This window comes from Mycobacterium botniense (assembly GCF_010723305.1).
Taxonomy (GTDB): Bacteria; Actinomycetota; Actinomycetes; order Mycobacteriales; family Mycobacteriaceae; genus Mycobacterium; species Mycobacterium botniense.
Genome location: NZ_BLKW01000002.1, coordinates 804,702 through 825,085, shown reverse-complemented (window position 1 = coordinate 825,085; position 20,384 = coordinate 804,702). Strand labels below are relative to the sequence as shown.

The following is a 20,384-nucleotide window of genomic DNA, read 5'->3' as shown; positions in this document are numbered from 1 at the left end:
CCATTACCGGGGATGTCTCTGGTGGCCAGGATGCGCGCTCGGTGAGCGCATATCGGCGTCGCCAGCCGCCGGCCCCCGCCTAGAAGGTGCTGATGGGCCGCACCTTGTTGGCCATGTCCACCAGGGTATAGCGGTGTGCCTGGGTCGGTGCCACCCGCGCCAGGCTGCGCAGCGATGCTTCGACTCCCAGCCGCAGCCCGTGTTTGGTGAACGGGAACCCCAGGATGTGGTTGGTGCTGGCCTGATGCCCGGCTTCCAGCCAATCCATCGCGCTGCCCAGCACCAGTGCGCGGATCTGCAGCACCCGCGGTTCGGTGGGGGGAAGCGCCTCCACCCGCCGCGCGGCGTCGCGGATTTGCTTTTCGGTGATCTCACTTGTCGATCCACCCGACACCAAGGTCACCGCACTGGTCAGCCGGGCAGTCGTGAAATGTCTTGAGGTGGGGGGAACTTCATCGAGAGTGCGGACCGCGCCTTCCCGGTCGCCGGCGGCCGATTGGGCCCTGGCAAGCCCGAAAGCCGCCGAGATCACCCCGTCGTCGGTCTTCCACACGGTGCGGTAGAAGCCATGCGTGTCGGTGACACCGGCCAGTTCGGCGGTGGCGGCCAGTGCCAACTTCGGCGCCAGCTCACCGGGGAAGGTGTCCAGCACCTCGGTGAAATGCTTCGTGGCTGCGTCGTAGTCGCCGCTGAGCAGGTCGGCGACCGCGCGGTACCAGACCAGTCGCCATCGCCAGCCGACGCGCTGGGCCAGGTCGTCGAGCTTGCGGGTGGCTTTGGCGACATCGCCGAGGTCCAGCAGCGCGCGGACCTCCATCAGCGGCAGCTCAACCGAGTCGGATAAGTCGATGCCTTCCGACTCCAGTGCGCCGTGGCGGACCGCGCGCAGCGAATCCAGGGTCTGCACCGGCTCGGACAGCACCGTTGCCTGCAGGACCGGCGCGGCGACATCGGCCGGATCGACCAGCGGCACCGGCAGCGCGGTGACGATCTCCTTGGCGGTCAGCTTCTCCGAATGCACCTGCCCGTCGAGGTACACATCGGTGTGCGCCACCAGCAGCTCCACCCCGAACGTCGAGCGGGAGCGGCTGAAAATCGTGGACAACCCCGGCCGCGGCACCCCGGTGTCCTGGGCGACCACCTCGCGCAGCACGCCCATCAGCTGCCCGGACATCTCCTCGGCGCTGGCGAACCGGCGCAGCGGATCACGGTCGGTGGCGCGGCGCAACAACCGGCCGAACGAGTCGTATTTAGCCAGCACCGGGTCGTCGTCGGGCAGACCGTCGACGTAGCGGCCATCGCGGGTGGGCAGGTTCAACGTGAGCGCCGCCAGCGTCCGTCCCACGGTGTAGATGTCGGTGGCCACTGTCGGGCCGGTGCGCACGATCTCGGGTGCCTGATAACCCGGTGTGCCGTACAGATAGCCGAACGAGTTGATCGGTGACACCGCGCCCAAGTCGATCAGCTTGAGTTGCTCCTCGGTGAGCATGATGTTTTCCGGCTTGAGGTCGTTGTAAACCAGACCGATGGAATGCAGATAACCCAGCGCGGGCATGATTTCCAGGATGTAGGCGATCGCCTCGGCCACCGGCAGCTTCTCACCCTTACCCCGTTTGAGCGATTGCCCGCCGACGTACTCCATCACGATGTAGCCGACCGGGTTCCCGTGGCGGTCGGCATGCTCGACAAAGTTGAAGATCTGCACGATCGACGGGTGCACAACCTCGGCGAGGAACTGCCGCTCAGCCATCGCGATGGCCTGCGCCTCGGCGTCGCCGGAGTGCACCAGGCCTTTGAGCACCACCGGGCGGTCGTTGACGTTCTTATCGAACGCCAGATAAACCCAGCCCAGTCCGCCGTGGGCGATACAGCCTTTGACCTCGTACTGGCCGGCCACGACGTCACCCGGATTCAATTGCGGCAAAAACGAATACGGGCTGCCGCAGTAGGGGCACCAGCCCTCGGAGGAAGCCGGTTCGCCATCCGGGCCGGACCGACCCACCGGCCGCCCGCAATTCCAACAGAAGCGTTTGGACTCCGGCACCACCGGATTGGGCATCAGGGCTTTGAGCGGATCGATGTCGGGCACCCGCGGAATCTCCACCAAGCCTCCGGCCAGCCGCCGTACCGGCGGAACCACTCGCGTCGCCGTCGTCACCCGTTCTTGCGGCTCGCTGTCGACTCGGCCGACCGCCACTGGCTCGCTGTCATCGTCGAACTCGGGGCGGAAGATCGCCTGGGTGGCCGCCGCCCGCCGCTGCGCGGACGAGTCGGCCAGCACGTCGGCCGGCTGGGTGCCGGGACCGACGTCGTCCTCCTCAAACTTGTCTCGTTCGGAGTCCATCGGCTCACCCATCAGTCCAAATACCTTGGGGCGGGCGGGGCCGGCGCCGGGCCCAGCACCGATAACCACTTGCGGTATAACGCGTTCCACGTGCCGTCGCGGCGGATACGTTCGAGGGTGCCGTTGACGAACCGGACCAGACCAGTGTTGGTCAGATTGATCCCAATGCCGTAGGGCTGGGTCTCCATGTTGGGGCCGACGATGTGCAGGTAGGGATCTTGAGCAACCAGCCCGGCCAGGATGGAGTCATCGGTGCTGACCGCGTCGATTTCGCGTTGTTGCAGCGCCACCAGGCAATCCGCCCAGTTGATCACTTCCACGATCGATGGTGGTGGTGCGATCTCCCGGATCCGGTGCAGCGACGTCGTTCCCCGGGCCACACACACCCGTTTACCGGGAAGGTCGGACGGTTTGGTGATCGCCGAATCACGCGGGACGAGAATGCGTTGGTAGGCGTCGAGGTAGACGGTGGAGAAGTTGATCTCCTTGCGCCGCTCGCAGGTGATCGTCATGGTTTTGACGACGATGTCGACTTCCGATTTCTGTAACGCGATGATGCGCTCGTCGGAGGAGAGGATCCGGTATTCGACCTGTGCGGGCGTGCCGAAGATGTCACGCGCGACCTCGCCGGCGATGTCCACATCGAACCCGGTGATCTCGCCGGTAATCGGGTCACGGAAGCTGAGCAGATTACTGCCGATGTCAAGTCCGACGATCAGCCGGCCACGGGCCCGGATGTCGGCCACCGCAGCGTCTGCCTCGGCTTTGGTGGGAAAGGGCCGAAGGCTGGCGGTGCGGTCGCAGTGCTCCGCAGCGGTGTCGGGCCGAAGCGGAGGTTGCGGCGGCATCACTTGCATACCGGCCGGTGTGGGGGGCGGCAGCGTCGGAGCCGTCGTGATCACCAAGGGTTCGGTACGCGCGCAACCGGCCAGCACCGTGATCGCGGTGAGCGCTACGCACAGCGACCAGATCCCGGATGCGCGGGTCATCACCGGTACTCGTTCAGCCGGGGCCACAGACCAAGGGCCACCGCGATTGCCGCACCAAGGCTAAGCACCACACCGCCCACCGTGGCGCCGGCCAGCCCACGGCGCGCGTTGAGGATATCGCCGCGCAACTGGCTGCGGCTCTGCTCCATGGTCTTGGTCAATGCGTCTTCGAGCTTGTCGAACGCCGGAGTGGCGTCGTCCTCGTCGTGACCCAACGCTACCTGGGTAGCGGCCCGATAGTTGCCGACCGTGATGTAGGCGTTGATGCGGTCATTGGCTTGCCGCCAGCGGGTCAGCAGCTGGCCGGCGCCGCGCAGGTCGGATTTGTCGACCGCGTCGGGTCGGGACAGGTAGTCGTTGAGCTGCTGTTGCATGGTGTCGATGCGTTGATAGAAGGACTGCTTGCGCACCTCCTCATCGCCGCGGCGGATCAGCGACAGCGTCTGATCGGCCCGTGCCTGCTGGGCGGTGATCGCCAGGTTAGTGACAGTTTTAAGTGACTCTGCCGCAGTGTTTTTGGCGCTGCGGCTCCCTGCCGTGGAGATCGCCAGCGCGGTTCCCACCCAGATCACCATAACCATTATCGCAAGCGCGCCCGCGACAAGGCCCGGGTTGATCCGTCGCCGGGTGCGCCGGGCCAGCCAGCGGTGCGCGAACGCGCCGAACAGCACTGTGGTCGTGACAATCAGGATCACCGGGGCCGGGATCTGGGTCGACGCCGTGGTTTCCGAGTCCACCCGCGCCGACGTCTCCTGATAGAGACGTTGCGCATCAGGCAAGATAGTCGACTGCATCAACGCCGACGCTTCCGACAGATACGAGGAGCCGACCGGGTTTCCGGCTCGGTTATTGGTGCGGGCGATCTCAATCAACCCGGTATAGACGGCCAGTTCGGCGTTGATCCGGCCCAGCAACTGCACCAACCGCTCGTCGGTCAACCCGCTCGATGCCCGCGTCACCGCCACGGCGGCGTCGGTGATCGCCTGCTCGTAGCGCGCCCGCACGGTGCGCGGCTCGGTTTGGGCGATGAACGCGGTGGCGGCGGCCGCATCAGCCACCGAGAGTGTGGTGTAGAGCTGGCCGGCGGCGAATGCCAGCGGCTCGGTGTGGTTGAGCACCGTGGACAGCGCTTGCTGGCGGTGGTTGATTGTCGTCGAGGTGGCAAATGCGCTCAGCACGCCCAGCGTCGCCAAGATCACGCCGATGGTGAGGATGCGGCCCGGAGTGGTGGAGATGAACCACCAGCGGGGGTGAGCCGGTTCCAGCGGCGACCGCGACCCCAACGGCTCGGTCGACGGATGCGCCAGCTCAACGGTCACGTCTTTTCGGACCCCACCTTTCGGCCGTTCACCCCCCGCACTGTATAAAAGAATTCTAAGAGTTTGTCTGGGCCGCTGATCGCGCGGCTCCGCTCGCATCCCTGCCGCCGCGGGCAGGCCCGCTTATCCTGGACGGGTGCGCGGCGACGGTGACGGGTGGGTGGTATCTGACGGGGTTGCCTACTGGGGCCGGTACGGCGCCGCTGGGCTGTTGCTGCGGGCGCCCCGGGCTGACGGCACCCCGGCCGTACTGCTGCAGCATCGGGCGCAATGGAGTCATCAAGGCGGCACCTGGGGTTTGCCCGGCGGAGCCCGCGATAGTCACGAAACCCCGGAGCAGACCGCTGTGCGCGAAGCCCGGGAGGAGGCCGGGCTGCCCGTCGAGCAGCTGTCGGTGCGCGCGACGGTGGTCACTGCCGAGGTTTTCGGGGCCGGCGGCAGCCACTGGACCTATACCACGGTCGTCGCCGACGCCGCCGAGTTACTGCGCACGGTACCCAACCGGGAAAGCACCGAGCTGCGCTGGGTGGGCGAGGACGAGGTCGCGCACCTGCCTCTGCACCCGGGGTTCGCCGCCAGCTGGCCGCGGCTGCGCACCGCACCGGCGACTGTTCCGCTGCGTGACGGTGACGAGCGGCGGCGGCATCTCCCGCGCACCCTGGAAATCGAAGCCGGGGTGTTCGTCTGGTGCATGGCGGGTGCGGCTGACCAGGCGCCGTCCCGGTTGACATCCCGGATCAATTCGCTGCTGCAAGCAGTGACCTGAGCTGTTCCGCGGCGGCACGTGGGTCGTCGGCGGCGGTGATCGCCCGAACCACCACGACCCGTCGGGCACCCGCGGCGATGACCTCGGGAAGCCGCTGTGCGTCGATACCACCGATCGCGAACCACGGTGTGTCCCCGGCCAGCGCAGCGGCGGCGCGCACCAAGCCCAGGCCCGCGGCCGGGCGGCCCGGCTTGGTCGGGGTGGGCCAGCACGGGCCGACGCAAAAATAGTCGACATTGTCGGTGAGCGCGCCGCCCACCTGGTTACGGTCGTGGGTGGACCGCCCGATCAGCGTGTCCGGTCCGACGATATCGCGCGCCACCTCCAGCGGCAGGTCGTGCTGACCCAGGTGCAGCACGTCGGCACCGGCAGCGCGTGCGATGTCGGCGCGATCGTTGACGGCGACCAGGGCACCGTGCCGCGTGGCGGCGTCGGCCAGCACCTCGAGCGCGGCCAGTTCATCGCGTGCCTCCAACGGGCCGAAGCGCTGTTCGCCGGTCGAGCCCTTATCGCGCAGCTGGATGATGTCGACCCCGCCGGTGAGCACCGCGTCGGCGAATTCGGCCAGATCGCCGCGTTCCCGGCGGGCGTCGGTGCACAGATACAGCCGCGCCGCCGCCAGACGCCGGCGCAGCTGGCCCGCGCCGATCCGGGGCGGTGCGCCCAACGGGGGAGCAGGGCGGTCGATACGTGAATGCACACCGCGACGTTAGCGCGCTAGCGTGGAACGCTGAGGTCGTTAAGACACGGGAGTCCCGGGCGCGTGCGGGGCTGAGAGTGGGCACACCCGAAGAGGACCTGCCCTTACCGTCGGACCTGATCCGGATCATGCCGGCGAAGGGAGCAGCGATGTCAGCAGACTCACCGGGGTCGTTGGCCGTCATCGGCGGCGGGATCATCGGGCTGTCGATCGCGCGCCGGGCCGCGCAGGCGGGCTGGTCGGTGCGGGTGCACCGCAGCAGCGAGCAGGGTGCGTCCTGGGTGGCGGCCGGCATGCTGGCTCCGCACAGCGAAGGCTGGCCGGGTGAGGAGCGGCTGCTGCGACTGGGCCTGGACTCGCTGCGGCTGTGGCAGCAGGGCGATTTCGCACACGGGCTGCCGGCGCAGGTGATCACCGCCCGCGAGTCACTGGTCGTGGGCGTCGACTCCGCCGATGTGGCCGATCTGCGCACCGTCGCCGACTGGCTCTCCGCGCAAGGTCACCCGGTGATCTGGCAGTCAGCCGCCCGCGAGGTGGAACCTTTGCTGGCCCAAGGCATCCGGCACGGCTTTCGCGCTCCCACCGAGTTGGCGGTGGACAACCGGGCGGTGTTGAACGCGCTGCGCACGGCCTGTGAGGGGCTCGGCGTCAGCTGGGCGCCGCCCGTGACAGACCTGTCCACCGTGCCATGCGACGCGGTCGTCATCGCCAACGGTGTCGACGCTCCCGCCCTGTGGCCCGGTCTGCCGATCCGCCCGGTGAAGGGCGAAGTGCTGCGGCTGCGCTGGCGGACAGGCGCTATGCCGGTGCCGCAGCGGGTGATCCGCGCCCGGGTGCACGGCCGGCAGGTGTACGTGGTGCCGCGCGGCGACGGGGTGGTCGTCGGCGCCACCCAATACGAGCACGGCCGCGACACCGCGCCGGCTGTCTCCGGAGTGCGTGACCTGCTCGACGACGCCTGCACGGTGCTGCCCGGGCTGGGCGAATACGAGCTGGCCGAATGCTCCGCCGGGCTGCGCCCGACGACACCGGATAACCTGCCGCTGGTGCAACGCCTGGATGGGCGGACTCTGGTCGCCGCCGGGCACGGCCGCTCCGGGTTTCTGTTGGCGCCGTGGACCGCTGACCAGGTTGTCACTGAGCTGATGGCGGTGGGAGCCCACCGATGATCGTCGTCGTCAACGAGCAGCCGCTGCAGGTCGACGAGCAGACCACCGTTGCGGCGCTGCTGAACTCGCTGGGCTATCCCCACCACGGGGTCGCAGTCGCAGTCGGGCAGGAGGTGCTACCGCGATCTCGTTGGGAGACAAAACTTGCTGAGCTTTCCACCCCGGTGCGGCTCGAAGTGGTGACGGCGGTGCAAGGTGGCTGACACCCGATCGCCGGATTGGTCCCCGGAACCCCGCGTCGCGGCCCGCAGCGGGGCGGAGCAGAAGCTGACCATCGCCGACCGCAGTTTCTCGTCGCGGCTGATCCTGGGCACCGGGGGAGCGACTAACCTGGCGGTGCTCGAGCAGGCGCTGATCGCGTCGGGCACCGAGTTGACCACTGTAGCGATGCGCCGGGTTGATGCCGCGGGCGGCACCGGGCTGCTTGATGTCCTGGGCCGGCTCGGGATCACTCCGCTGCCCAACACCGCGGGCTGCCACACCGCAGCCGAGGCAGTGCTGACCGCGCGACTGGCCCGCGAAGCGCTGCACACTGACTGGGTCAAGCTCGAGGTGATTGCCGACGACCGCACCCTGCTGCCCGACGCCGTTGAACTCGTCCGGGCCGCAGAGCAATTGGTGGACGATGGGTTTGTGGTGCTGCCGTACACCAATGACGATCCGGCGCTGGCCAGACGGCTGCAGGACACCGGATGCGCGGCGGTGATGCCGCTGGGCTCGCCGATCGGGACCGGGCTGGGCATTACCAATCCGCACAATATCGAGATGATCGTCGCCCAGGCCGGGGTCCCCGTGGTGCTTGACGCCGGCATCGGCACCGCCAGCGACGCGGCGCTGGCCATGGAGCTGGGCTGTGACGCGGTGCTGCTGGCCAGTGCGGTGACCCGGGCCGCCGACCCGCCCACGATGGCCGCGGCGATGGCCGCCGCCGTGAACGCCGGCTACCTGGCCCGCCGGGCCGGGCGTATCCCCAGACGCTTTTGGGCCCGGGCGTCCAGCCCGCCGAGGACGGGGGGCGGTCTGCGGTCCGGTGATGAGGCGCGCGATTGAGCCGCTATGTGGCCATGGGCAGCTCGATGGCGGCAGGCCCGGGAATCAGGCCGCGTGCCACAGGCGCGCCGCGGGGTTGCGGACGCTCGGCGCACAACTATCCGCACCTGGTCGCCCAGCGGCTGAACCTCGATCTTGTCGACGTCACATGCTCCGGCGCGACGACCGCGCATGTGCTCAACGATCGCCAGCGCGGCGCGCCGCCGCAGATCGATGCCCTGGACGGCTCAGAAACTCTGGTCACGATCACGATTGGCGGCAACGACGTCGGATACATCCCGCTGCTGATGGCTGCTGCGCTGCTGGGGTCGGCCAGGCGGTTAGTGCCCGGTCGGCGAGGCACGCGCGATCGCCGGGTATCGCGGCTGCTGCCGGTGATCGGTTCGCTGCTGGACCCGGCCGCCCGCGAGCAGGCGCTGGACCATTCCGGCGAGTCCCTGCGCCGGGTGGGCGCTGCGGTGCGCCGCCGCGCCCCGCAGGCCCGCGTGGTTTTCGTCGACTACCTCACGGTGCTGCCGCCGGCGGGAACGTCGGCCGCCCCGCTGGCGGACACCGACGCCGAGCTGGGACGTTACGTCGCGACCCGTCTCGAAGAACTGACCGCGGCGGCTGCGGCGGCCACCGGTTGCATGATCGTGCGCGCCGGCGCGGCCAGCCGAGAACACCACGCCTGGTCAGCGAACCCGTGGACGGCAGGTGCGACCTGGCCGCTGCCGCGGCGTCCGGCGCCGTTTCATCCCAACGCCGCTGGAATGGCCGCCGTCGCCGACCTGATCGTGCAGTCGACCCGGTGATCCGGCGCCCTCCGCAGAGCGCCGGTGATTGAGAATCCCCCACCTGGGGTACCTTGGCGGCGGGCCCCTAGCGGCGCCCCGACGCGGCCACCGATTGGGGGACTATGCCGTCGGCATGACTGGTCACACTGAGCACGGCCTGCTGCACTCCGCGCTGTTTTACCGCTCGGAGCACGAATACGTCGATTCCGTGGTGCATTTCGTGTCCGAGTGGTTGACTAAGGCGTGCCCGGTATTGGTCGCGGTGCCCGGCGCGAAGATGGTGCGGCTGCACAGTGTGCTGCGCCGGGTCGCTGACGATGAGGCTCACGAGGTGGTGCTTACCGATATTTGCCAGGTGGGCCGCAACCCGGGCCGGATTCTGGGGTGGATGAGCGGCTTCGTGCAACGGCACCGTGGTCGGCCGGTGCGGATCATCGGTGAATCGATGTGGCCGGGGCGCAGCAGTGTCGAATACCCCGCCTGTGTCCAGCATGAAGCGCTGGTCAACCTGGCGCTGGAGGGTCAGGACGCGACCTGCCTGTGTTTATATGACGCGGTCCGGTTGGATGACAGCGTGCTTGCCGATGCTCGTCTCACCCACCCCTTGCTGTGGCAGGACGGCGCCCACCGGCGCAGCGCCGAGTACGCCGTCGACGTCGCAGTGGAGCGGGGCAATCAACCGCTGCAAACCCATCCGGCCGCGGTGACCTTTGCGGTGGGCAAGTTGGCCGATCTCAGCGGGGCACGCCAGTGGTGCGCCTGGTACGGGAGTTTGCTGGGGATGTCGGCAGACCGGATCGCGGATTTGCAGCTGGTCGTCACCGAGCTCGCGACCAGTAGCCTGCAGCGCGGCAGTGCGCGGTGCCGCCTGGCGTTTTGGCATCACGACAACCATGTGGTCTGCGAGGCTCGCGGCGGCGCGCACCTGGCCGATCCGCTGGTGGGACGGCGACCACCGTCGGTCGGCGAGGTCAGCGCGTCCGGTCTTTTCGTCGTCAATGCGGTAGCAGATCTGGTGCGCACCTACACCTCCCGAGCAGGCACCACCATTCACGCGTATATCCGGCTCGACCGCTCGCCGGGAAAGGCGGCGTGATGCGCCGCCACGGCTCCGTGCGCTCGGCTGTGGGGTTCGGCCCGTCGGAGCATCTGGGGTGGGGATACGTCAACCGAGCCGAATTCCGGTACCGTGCCGCCGAGTACATCGGCGACGGGCTCGCGCGAAACGAGTGGATCCTGTTCGTCGGTGCGGCCAGTAGGGCAGCATTACGGGCCGAACTCGCCGACCTCGGCTTCAGCGAGGGCGTGCGGTCCGGCCAGATCTGGGTGGCACCGGTGGAGGACTACTACACGTTTCGTCCCGGCAGCGATGTGGTGGATCCCCAGGCGATGATGACCCGGGGTATCGCCACTCTCGAGGAGCTGCTGGCCACCGGCTGCCCGGGTTGCCGCGCCGTGGTTGACGGCACCGCGGTGGCACACACCCCCGAGCAGCGCGATGCGCTCGCTCGTTTCGAGTTCCTCACCGACCGGACCATGACGATGTTGCCCGTTTCAGCGCTGTGTACCTATGACGTCACTGTGCTGGGGGCAGCGGCCAAGGAGCTGCTTTGTCTGCACCCGCTCACCAACGCGGGCGCGGTCGGCTTCCAGCTCTACGCCGAGCGGGACAGCGGTTTCGCCCTGTCGGGTGAGATCGACGCGGACGAGGACCACGCGTTCACGGCCGCGTTCCGCCGGATCTGGCCGTTGATGGCGCAAACGGAATTGGTCATCGATGCCGAGGGTTTGCGTTTCGTGACTCATCGTCAACTGATCGCGCTGGACGAGCAGGCCCGGGCCGACGGCCGGGAGGTCATTCTGCGCACCGGGCAACGGGTCGTCACCCGGCTGGCCGAGCTGCTCGGCCTGGATAACGTGCGGGTGGAAGCTGCGGCCGATCGGCGACACGCGTGACCGGGAATCTCGACGGCGTCTAACCTGGGCGCGATGGCGAACAACTCGAGAACCGCACCGCTGATGGTCGTCGTAGTCGTGGTCACGCTGTTTCTGGTCGGCGGATGCCTGCGTTGGTCGACGTCGTCGCAGTCCGCGACGCAGAATCCCGCCGCTGCCGGGTTCGCCACCGCGCTGCGTGGCCGGGTCAGCACCGAGGCGATGATGGGGCACCTGAGGAAACTCCAGGACATCGCCAACGCCAACAACGGAACCCGTGCGGTGGGCACTGCAGGGTATAGTGCCAGCGTCGATTATGTGGTCAAGACGTTGCAGCGCAGTGGTTTTGACGTGCAGACACCTCAGTTTGAGGCCCGGGTTTTCCACGCCGACCCGGGATCGGTGACGGTTGCCGGCAAGACGGTAGAGGCACGTGCGCTGCAGTTCAGCCTCGCCACCCCACCCGACGGGGTGAGCGGCCCGCTGGTGGCTGCCCCCGTCGAGGACAGCCCCGGCTGCACGGCCTCCGACTACGACGGGCTGCCAGTGAAGGGCGCGGTCGTGCTGGTGGACCGCGGCACCTGCCCGTTCTTTCACAAGGAGGAAGTCGCGGTGCAGCGCGGCGCGGTGGCGCTGGTCATCGCCGATAACGTCGACGAAAAGGACATGGGCGGCACCCTGGGCGAGAACTCGGACGTGAAGATCCCGGTGGTCAGCGTCACCAAGGCTGACGGAGCGCAGCTGCGTGCCCACCCGGGCCCCGCCACCGTCAAACTCAAGGCCAACACGCAAACGTTTCAGGCCTGTAACGTGATTGCGCAGACCAAAACGGGGTCGACTCACGACGTGGTGGTGGTCGGTGCGCATCTGGACAGTGTTCCTGAGGGACCCGGCATCAACGACAACGGCTCTGGAGTGGCCGCAGTTCTGGAAACCGCGGTGCAGCTTGGAAACTCGCCGGCCATTCACAACGCGGTCCGGTTCGCGTTCTGGGGTGCAGAGGAACTCGGGCTCGTCGGATCGCAGAAGTATGTCGGCTCACTGGATTTGGAGGCGCTGAAAGATATCGCGCTGTACCTGAACTTCGACATGCTCGCGTCACCCAATCCCGGCTATTTCACCTACGACGGGGATTTGTCGATGCCGCCTGACCAACGCGGTCAACCGGTGGTGCCGGAAGGCTCGGCGGGTATCGAGCGCGCACTGGTCGCCTACCTCAAGTCCGCCGGTAAGACACCGCAGGACACGGCATTCGACGGGCGTTCCGACTACGACGGGTTCACCCTGGCCGGCATCCCCTCCGGGGGACTGTTCTCGGGAGCCGAGGCGAAGAAGACCAAAGAACAGGCCGAGCTGTGGGGCGGAACCGCGGGTGAGCCGTTCGACCCCAACTACCACAAGAAGACCGACACGCTTGAGCACATCAACCAGGTCCCGCTCGGCATCCTCGGGGGCGGTGTCGCCTACGCGGTGGGATGGTATTCCCAAGATCTCAGCGGCCGCAACGGTGTCCCAGTCCGTGAGGACCGTACCCGCAACGTGCTCACCAAGACATGATCGCTCGACCGGGCGTGGCGCTGCTGGTGCTAACCGGGCTGGTGGTGGCATGCTCCTCGTCTCAACCCGGCCCGCCGTCCCTGCCGGCAAGCCTCGGTTACACCCTGGCCGCCAAGGTGACCGCGGAAGCGATGTTGACGCATCTACGCGCCCTGCAAGACATCGCCACGGCCCACAACGGGAATCGGGCCGAGGGCACACCCGGCTACGACGCCAGCGTCGAATATGTCGTGAAGACACTGCGCAGCAAGGGCTTTGACGTGGCGACGCCGCAGTTCGACCGGTTGTACACCGCATCGCCGGGCCAGCCGACACTGACGGTCGCCGGCCAGAGCTACCCCGTCGACCAGGCGTCACTGCTGGTGCGGACCCCGCCCGGCGGCATCACCGGACCGGTGGTGCGACCGGTCAAACCGGGTGGATGCGCCGCAGCGGACTACCGGTCTGCCCTGCCCAAGGGTGCGATCGCCGTCGTCGACGACAGCGGGTGCTCGATCGTCGACAAGCACAACGCCGCAGCGGCTCGGGGCGCCGCCGCACTGATCGTCACCAGTGAACCCGGCAGCCAGGGCGCACCACCCAAACTGTTTGTTCCCGGCTACTACAACCAGCTGAGGCTTCCGGTGGCAGTGGCCGGTGCGGACGGCGCTGCCGCGTTGCGGCACACGACCTCGCCTATACGCCTTACCCTGGACACCGCGACTGTCAAGATCACATCGCGAAACGTGTTGGCGCAAACCAAAACCGGCTCAACCAAAGACGTGGTGATGGTCGGTGCCCATCTGGACAGCGTGCAGGAAGGGCCGGGTATCAACGATAACGGTTCCGGGGTGGCCGCCGTGCTGGAGACGGCGCTGCAACTGGGCTCGGCGCCGCCGGTGACCAACGCCGTGCGGTTCGCGTTCTGGGGGGCCGAGGAAGAGGGCATCAACGGGTCCATCGACTACGTGTTCGGTCTGAGCCGTGCTCAACTCAACGACATTGCGCTGTACCTGAACGCCGACACCGTGGGCTCACCAAATGCCGGGTTCTTCACCGATGACGGCGACCAGTCGGGGCCGCCGGGGGCGGGCATAGCACCTCAAGACGTGCCCGAAGGATCAGCGGGGATCGAGCGGGTTCTGGCCGGTTACCTGAACTTGGCCGGCAAGCGGCCCGCCGACATGCCGTTGAGCACCAAAACCGATTACCGTCCGTTTCTGGTCGCCGGGGTGCCGATCGGTGGTGTGACTACCGGCGCGTCGCAGCAGAAGACCACCGCGCAGGCCCGGCTGTGGGGCGGCAAGCCCGGTGCCCCGTTCGACCCCAACTACCACAGCGCCCGAGACACTATCGACAACATCAATCGGGACGCGTTGGCCGTGATGGGTTCAGCGGTGGCGTTCGCGGTGGGCAGCTACGCGCAGTCCCTCTCGGGTGTCAACGGCGTGCCGCCCCACGATAAGCGCAACCGCACACCGATGCGGCCGTAGGGATGGCCGCCGGGCGCAGCCGCCGCCCGGGCGCGCCGCGGTCGCCGCCACAAACCTGCACGTCAACCACATCACGTCCGACGAGGGTTTCGACGCGGCATATGATTCCCAGGTCAGCCCGGCAAAGCTGACGCGATGACCGGTGCGCGGCCGGGGAGCGTCGACGGTCGACGGTTCCGGGCAGCGCACTCGACAGGAGGTTGCCGTGAGCAATTGGCCCGATCCGCGGCGCGGCCACGGCGGCCCGGGTGTTGGGCCGCACCAGGGACCCTATGTCGGACCCGAGGCGTTCAGCCAGCCGACGCCCTATCAGCAGCCTTATCAGCAGCCGCCCTATCAGCAACAGCCGCAGCCGCCCTATCAGCAGCCGCCTCTGCCCCCGGTGCCACCCGCGGCGCCGTGGCCGGCGGGGGGTTTTCCCGGCCCGCCCGGAGCTGCGCCGCCGTTCCTGCCGCGCCGTCGCCGGCGCACCCCCTGGATCCTCGGGATCGTGGCGGCTGTCGTGGTCACCGTTGTGGTCGGTGTCGTGGTCCTGGTCTCCACGAGCGGCGGAAACCGGAAAGGGACCGGCGGAGATGCGGTCAAAGGCTATTTGGAGGCGCTGGCCCGCGGCGACGCGAAAGCTGCGCTGTCCTACAGCAACGATCAGCCTGCGTCCACGGAGTTGCTCACCGACGAAATATTGAAAAAGCAGATCGCTCAATGGCCGATCACCAACATTAAGATCCTCAACGAGGATTCCCGCTTCGGCGCGGGAGAGGTTCACGTGGTAGCTAACTTCGGCAACCAAATCTCCGATACCACCCTGCGCGTCAAGCGCACCGACCGCGGGTGGAAATTGGAGCAAGCCGCCATCAAGGTTGATCTGAGTAACCAGAACACGGAGAACAAAGCGCTCAAGACCGTGACATTCTTCGGTAAACCAGTGGCCCAGTCGGGGATTTACCTGTTCCCCGGCTGGGACGACGTCGGTACGTCTAATTCGAACCTGTCTGTGACCGCCAAACCCCTCTTGCTCGACCGTCTCAGCTCGTACGGTGCCGGGCTGTATGGTTCGGACTTCACATTCGAACTCAGCGACACCGGAAACCAGGCGGTGATGTCCGCGGTCGAGGACGACCTCGACCAGTGCACCAAGTCGAACGTGGTGGACCCCCCGAATTGCCCGGTGCGGGTGGAGGATCCGTCGATTGTCGACGGGACTGTCCGGTGGGGTAAGCCCGATCTCAGTGATCTCAAAATAAGCTATTTCGACCCGTACCGACTGACTGCTTCAGTCATGGGAAGCGCCAGGTACCCGATTTCGGCCAACGACCGTGCCGGCGGTACGACGACCGGCACCGCCACCGCGTTTGTGTCGGCCACTGCCGACGTGTCGAAGAGTCCACCGGAAATCAACTGGCGCTAGCGCTTGCCGACACCTGTGGTACTGGTGGGCGAAGCAACGGCCGCTGGAGTGGATCACGGGAACCGCAGGTAGCACTGGGCCTCGGTGCCCACGACCCCGGAGCGGAAGGCGGTGATCCGGGTGAAGCCGGCCGGCACCGTGACACCATTGACATCGCTGGCGACCAGGTGATTGGTGAGCAGCCCGGCGACGGCTTCGTCGAGATCACCAGCGGTGAGAACCAGGCTTTTGCCCGACGGTAACGCCAGGGGCTCAGCCATTTTACGGTGCGCCACCCCAGTCAGGCACGCGGTGCGCAGCGCCGCCATCGCCGAGTCCAGTGGCAGTCCACGTTCGTGTTGCACCGCCAACACGTACCGGGACATCACGATCGAGAATGCGGTGTCGTCACCTTGCACCAGAACGTGTTCTTCGCTCTCCTGTGCGGGCGTACCGATTTTCTGCAGGGCCGGCAGGTCAACGGTAATGACGTTGGTGGCCGGGCAGTAGGACGCGGGCGTGCTGGTCTCGGCGTCGGGACATTTCGCGGGATTGAAGGACAGCCGGGGAGGCCGTTGGGGCGAAAAGATCTTCCCCAGTACCTCGACCAGCGTCGACAACGTGTCCTCATCGATCGCGATATCGCCGGTTTGGAGGTCGCCGGTGGGGTTGATCTGCAGTGACATCGGCATGTCACCACGCCGCTGCTTGATCTCTTGCATATCGATTCCGGCGCACGTGGTTGCATCACCGGCAAAACCCATTTGAAATGCACTGACCCGATCAAGCGCCGTGCCGTGCCCCTCGTCGACCAACTCCCGGTCCTCCGGGGTCACGACGGGGTCACGCAGCGAGATCAGTCCCGCCAGGACGTGGTCGAGTCCCTCGCCGGTGCTCAATGTGAATCGGCGGGACTGGTTTTCGGCCACCCAACGCATGAAGACACCGCCGAAACAGTCCGCCTGTTGTTCGTAGACGATCCCGGGTGTCTTTTTGTCGACCAGTTTCGCCATCCGCTGCACCGCGTGCCCATACTCGTGCGCCAAAACACCCGGAATGGATATATCACCGAAATAGCGTCGGCCGGCGGGCAACATCGCGCCGCGATCCCAGGCGATCAGCGTGCAGCGCGGGGTGAAAAAGGCGTTGACCAAATGGTAGGTCCGGCGCCCGCACACACGCGGACTCGCGGGGTCAGTGGAGTCGTAGGAAACCAGCTTCTCGACAGGGGTGAAGGTGCCCTTCAGGTATTGGCTGTAGGTCTGGGCCCAGAACTCTTCGATGTCGTTGATCGAGAGCAAAGCCAGTGTGTCGATGTCGCCGTGGTCGGTGTGCTTCACCTTGCCGGTCGGCGCGGGCGCGTTCTCGCGCGGACCGCTTTTACCGTCGGACACCGGCAGTCCCGCGACGTGGAACGGGTCGTAGAGCATAGACACGCCGTGCCCATCGATCAGATGCGCGCAGCCGGGAACCGAAACTGCCAGCCATCCGCAGATCATGACAATCGTGGTTGACGTGATCACGTTGCGGCGCCGGCAGCGCTGCGGCTGCGGGCGTATCCCGCGGCGAAGATCCATGTCCCGACCTCTTCTGAAATGCCTGCGCGACGTCTTAATTACCACGACTGCACGGATTCACGATACGGTCCAGTCACCGCGTGTCACGACGGAAGTCTTGACGTCGGCGTGTCCACCGCGGTAACCGGCGGAAGCCCGGGCTGCCGGTAGCGGGACGGCGGCCGGTGTCACCCAGGTTGACCGGTCCGGTGCCCCCGCGCATGGGACCGGTCGGACTGATCAAGGGTTGTGGCTGTGCCCGCCGCGCTGACGAGGTTCACCCGATTTCGGCGAGTCTGGGTATCAGTTCGTCGCCAAGTCGGCGGACGAAGCCAACCGGGTCGGGGTTGCCCCGGAGGGGTCCGACGTTGATCAGACTCACACCCAGCTGTGCGTAGCGTTCAATGGTTTTCAGATACCCGGCCGGGTCGCCGAACGGATCAGCGAAGAGGCCCACCGTCTTGCGGATTGTTGCCGGGTCACGCCCGATCGGTTGGCAATGCTGAGTGAGCACCTCGATCTTGTGGGTGAGCTCGTCGACTTCTGACACCGTGGTGTTCCACACGTCGGCGTATTGGGCAACCAGCCGCAGCGTCTTCTTCTCACCCGAACCGCCGATAAGGATCGGTGGCCGCCGAATCGGCTGCGGTTCGCAGATCGTCTCGGCCAGCTGATAGTGCTTGCCCTGATACGGCCCGTTGTTGTTGCTCCACATCTGCCGGCAGATCTGCAGGGTTTCTTCCAGCATCTCGAACCGCTCGCGCACCGACGGATACGGAACTCCCAGACCGAGGTGCTCACGCTCGTACCAGGCGGCCCCGATACCGAACAGGGACCGGCCCTGGGAGAGCACGTCGAGCGTGGCGACCGTTTTCGCCAGCAGCCCCGGATAGCGGTAGGTCACCCCTGAGACCAGCATCGCCAGCGTGATCTTCTCCGTCTGCCCGGCGAGAAAACCTAATGAGGTGTAGCCCTCGAGAAACGGGTCTTCAGCACGCCCCACGCTGTCCATCTGGAAGAAATGGTCAGCCAGGGTGAACATCGCGGCACCGGCTTGTTCGGCGGCTTTGGCTGCCGCGGCCAGTGTCGGACCTAGCCGTGCCGGGTCACCTGGCAGAAAATCGATGAAATGAACTCCTAATTCCATTGTGCTACCGTACCGTTCACTGCCTGATCGAATATTTGAGGCAGGACCGCGGGTCGGGCGCCGGCCCGGGCCGCACACCGGCGAGGCCTTTCCCGGGCCTGGCGAGGGCGGTCACTGCGGTCCCTGCCGCGGGGTTGCGGGGCCGGAGGCGTCGTCGTGTCCCTCTTTCCGCGACGTGCCATGGACCCGCACCACCAGCAACCCGGTGAGTACCAGCCAACCCATGACGACCGTCGGAATCGCCCAGGCACGCCGGATAAGCAAAGCGGTCCCGCAATGCGCCACCAGGCCGTTGCCGTTGGCCTCCGCCGCTTGGGTCAGGTTGGCGCTGAAACCGCGTCCGCAGCTGATCTGCATACCGTATTGGTCGTACTGGTTGAGATAGACCGGGAACTCCAGCGCCAGCAGACCCACCGCCACCAGCGCGACGCCGGCAACGGCAAGCGCGAAATGACGATTATTCACGTCGGCCCGGCACTTCGGCGCCAGTGAGCGGGGCGGGAACCCCCGTATCGGGTGCACCGGTTCGTCACATCGGTGATTGCCATCCGACAGGGATTCCCTGATCCCGTCGTGTCTACACGGGCGGGAACTGACACGGCTGAGTTACCCGCGCCGCGGGCTCGGCTGGGTGCTGGCCGCGCCCGACCCGGGGGCCGCCCGCTTGCAGGCCGTCTTGGACCCGCTTTAGGCAATCGCGTAGTCACTCAATGGGAAGGTCGAGCCCTCCCGCACCGCGTTGCGGGTGGACGTCGGCCTTAGCAGCGCCGCTTCACCGCTGGGATTGAAGTAGTAGGAACGCGACGTGGCGCAGTCACCCCGATAGAACACCGAATCATCGAGCAGTTCGGTCATCCGGTCCAGGAAACGGGCATTGGCTTCTTCGGTCACTTCGAATGTCGTTGCCCCCCTGCGTTTTACCTCACTGAAGAGACGATCCATGTGCCGCATCTGGTATTCCATGGTGTTGAAGAACGACAACCCGGAAAATCCGTACGGGCTCGCCAGGCTGAGGTAATTAGGGAAGTAGGGGATCGAGACACCCTGGTAGGCTTGAAACCTGTTCTCCCGCCACCACTTTCCCAGGTTTCGCCCCTCTCGCCCGACGATCTCGATGGCCGGGAAGTTAGCTTCCCACAAATCGAATCCGGTGGCCAGCACCAAGGTGTCGATTACGGTCTTGCGCCCGTCGGCGGTGACGATCCCGTCCGTCTCGATCCGCTCGATCGAACCGGTCTCCAAATGCACGTGCGGTTTGGTGAAGGTGCGGTAGTAACTGTTAGACCACGTGGGCCGCTTGCAGCCGAAGTCATAGTCGGGCGTCAGCTTGCGGCGCAGCTCCTTGTCGCGGACCGAAACAAACCTGTTGATCTTGGCCAGGTCCGCCGCGGCGATGTTCAATCGCCGGAATCGCCGGTAATGCAGCACCCCCGTGACGATCATCAGCTCGAAGACGGTGTCGGTTACCAGCCGGAAGGCACGGTGCACCAGCGGGACCCGCGCGAATACGTGCTGCAGCCACACCGGGATGGCGAAGTCGATTTTGGGCACCACGTGGATCGCGGTGCGTTGGTAAACCGTCAGGTCGGCGACCTGTTTGGCCAGTTCGGGGACCAGCTGCACCGCGGTCGCACCGGTGCCGATGACTGCGACGCGACGACCCCGGAAGTCATAGCTGTCGTCCCAGGCTGTGGTGTGGATCACCTTGCCGTCGAACGTCTCGATACCCGGGATGTCGGGGGTGTGCGGTTGGGACAGGAAACCCGTCGCGGTGATCAGGAACCGCGTTGCCAGCGTTTCTCCACCGGCCAGCGCCACCTGCCACAGCTGGGCGTCCTCGTCCCAAAGGGCACTTGCCACGGTGGTGTTGAACCGCATGTAGCGGCGCACGTCGTACTTGTCGGCGACGTGGTCGGCGTAGCGTTTGAGCTCCGGGCCCGGCGCGAACAACCGTGACCAGTACGGATTGGGTTCGAACCAGTAGGAGTAGGTGGTGGAGGGGATGTCGACGGCCAGGCCCGGATAGCGGTTGATATGCCAGGTCCCGCCCAGATCGGCCTCGCGCTCGAGGATGACGACGTTGTGGTAGCCGAGCCGCTTGAGTTGGATCGCAGCGCCGATGCCGCCGAAGCCGGCGCCCACGATGACGACGTCATAGGGCGATGAGTCCACAAACCGACGATACAATACCGGCGGTACCGGCCAAATTTTCTCGGC

The 20,384-nt window shown here is 66.5% G+C and carries 18 protein-coding genes; 10 read left to right on the top strand and 8 right to left on the bottom strand.

Translation table 11 applies throughout. The features are described 5' to 3' along the window. Positions 1–79: 79 nt before the first annotated feature. The 3 genes from G6N08_RS04135 to glnX are packed head-to-tail and all read right to left on the bottom strand — an operon-like array spanning position 80 to position 4,652. Positions 80–2,356: a serine/threonine-protein kinase PknG gene (locus G6N08_RS04135; protein ID WP_163754673.1), complete on the bottom strand. Its 2,277-nt coding sequence runs from the start codon at positions 2,354–2,356 to the stop codon at positions 80–82. Then, positions 2,356–3,333, bottom strand: a complete 978-nt coding sequence (locus G6N08_RS04130; RefSeq protein WP_163754670.1) for a glutamate ABC transporter substrate-binding protein — start codon at positions 3,331–3,333, stop codon at positions 2,356–2,358. The genes G6N08_RS04135 and G6N08_RS04130 overlap by 1 nt, the downstream gene beginning before the upstream one ends. Further along, complete coding sequence (glnX, locus tag G6N08_RS04125; RefSeq protein ID WP_163754667.1) at positions 3,333–4,652, bottom strand: protein kinase G-activating protein GlnX; 1,320 nt, start codon at positions 4,650–4,652, stop codon at positions 3,333–3,335. The genes G6N08_RS04130 and glnX overlap by 1 nt, the downstream gene beginning before the upstream one ends. Positions 4,653–4,788: 136 nt before the next feature. Between glnX and G6N08_RS04120 the strand changes: the two genes are divergently transcribed. Then, positions 4,789–5,418, top strand: a complete 630-nt coding sequence (locus tag G6N08_RS04120) for an NUDIX hydrolase (protein WP_163754664.1) — start codon at positions 4,789–4,791, stop codon at positions 5,416–5,418. Here G6N08_RS04120 and thiE read toward each other — a convergent pair. After that, on the bottom strand, positions 5,390–6,052 hold the full coding sequence (gene thiE, locus G6N08_RS04115) for a thiamine phosphate synthase (RefSeq protein ID WP_163756661.1): 663 nt from the start codon (positions 6,050–6,052) through the stop codon (positions 5,390–5,392). The two genes, G6N08_RS04120 and thiE, sit on opposite strands and share 29 nt — an antisense overlap. Positions 6,053–6,267: 215 nt before the next feature. Here thiE and thiO point away from each other — a divergent pair, with 215 nt between their 5' ends. The 9 genes from thiO to G6N08_RS04070 all read left to right on the top strand — a co-directional run bounded on the left by thiO (position 6,268) and on the right by G6N08_RS04070 (position 15,485). Beyond that, positions 6,268–7,287: a glycine oxidase ThiO gene (gene thiO, locus G6N08_RS04110; protein WP_163754661.1), complete on the top strand. Its 1,020-nt coding sequence runs from the start codon at positions 6,268–6,270 to the stop codon at positions 7,285–7,287. Then, positions 7,284–7,490 carry a sulfur carrier protein ThiS gene (gene thiS / locus G6N08_RS04105; RefSeq protein ID WP_163754658.1) on the top strand — a complete coding sequence of 69 codons (207 nt, stop codon included), beginning with the start codon at positions 7,284–7,286 and terminating at the stop codon, positions 7,488–7,490. The genes thiO and thiS overlap by 4 nt, the downstream gene beginning before the upstream one ends. A 64-nt stretch (positions 7,491–7,554) precedes the next feature. Further along, positions 7,555–8,337, top strand: a complete 783-nt coding sequence (locus tag G6N08_RS04100; protein WP_246216689.1) for a thiazole synthase — start codon at positions 7,555–7,557, stop codon at positions 8,335–8,337. Further along, the gene (locus G6N08_RS04095) at positions 8,334–9,131 is read left to right on the top strand and encodes an SGNH/GDSL hydrolase family protein (RefSeq protein WP_163754652.1); all 798 of its coding nucleotides are present in this window, start codon (positions 8,334–8,336) and stop codon (positions 9,129–9,131) included. The genes G6N08_RS04100 and G6N08_RS04095 overlap by 4 nt, the downstream gene beginning before the upstream one ends. Before the next feature lie 115 nt (positions 9,132–9,246). Next, positions 9,247–10,209, top strand: coding sequence for an anti-sigma factor RsbA family regulatory protein (locus tag G6N08_RS04090; RefSeq protein WP_163754650.1), 963 nt, complete (start codon positions 9,247–9,249; stop codon positions 10,207–10,209). Next, entirely contained in the window at positions 10,209–11,069 is an 861-nt protein-coding gene (locus tag G6N08_RS04085; RefSeq protein ID WP_163754646.1) for an MEDS and STAS domain-containing protein, read from the top strand. Before G6N08_RS04090 ends, G6N08_RS04085 begins: the two co-directional genes overlap by 1 nt. Before the next feature lie 33 nt (positions 11,070–11,102). Then, on the top strand, positions 11,103–12,605 hold the full coding sequence (locus tag G6N08_RS04080) for a M28 family metallopeptidase (protein ID WP_163754643.1): 1,503 nt from the start codon (positions 11,103–11,105) through the stop codon (positions 12,603–12,605). Beyond that, the gene (locus G6N08_RS04075) at positions 12,602–14,077 is read left to right on the top strand and encodes a M28 family peptidase (protein WP_163754640.1); all 1,476 of its coding nucleotides are present in this window, start codon (positions 12,602–12,604) and stop codon (positions 14,075–14,077) included. The genes G6N08_RS04080 and G6N08_RS04075 overlap by 4 nt, the downstream gene beginning before the upstream one ends. A gap of 205 nt (positions 14,078–14,282) precedes the next feature. After that, entirely contained in the window at positions 14,283–15,485 is a 1,203-nt protein-coding gene (locus G6N08_RS04070; RefSeq protein WP_163754637.1) for a DUF4878 domain-containing protein, read from the top strand. 53 nt (positions 15,486–15,538) lie between these two features. On the opposite strand, the gene G6N08_RS04065 is transcribed toward G6N08_RS04070, so the two are convergent. From G6N08_RS04065 to G6N08_RS04050, 4 genes are all read right to left on the bottom strand, one after another. After that, positions 15,539–17,041, bottom strand: a complete 1,503-nt coding sequence (locus G6N08_RS04065; protein ID WP_174813248.1) for a neutral zinc metallopeptidase — start codon at positions 17,039–17,041, stop codon at positions 15,539–15,541. Between the two features lie 256 nt (positions 17,042–17,297). Continuing rightward, on the bottom strand, positions 17,298–18,167 hold the full coding sequence (locus G6N08_RS04060; RefSeq protein ID WP_163754633.1) for an LLM class F420-dependent oxidoreductase: 870 nt from the start codon (positions 18,165–18,167) through the stop codon (positions 17,298–17,300). Between the two features lie 111 nt (positions 18,168–18,278). Then, positions 18,279–18,632: a hypothetical protein gene (locus G6N08_RS04055; protein WP_163754630.1), complete on the bottom strand. Its 354-nt coding sequence runs from the start codon at positions 18,630–18,632 to the stop codon at positions 18,279–18,281. Between the two features lie 222 nt (positions 18,633–18,854). Beyond that, entirely contained in the window at positions 18,855–20,339 is a 1,485-nt protein-coding gene (locus G6N08_RS04050) for a flavin-containing monooxygenase (RefSeq protein WP_163754627.1), read from the bottom strand. Between the last annotated feature and the right edge of the window lie 45 nt (positions 20,340–20,384).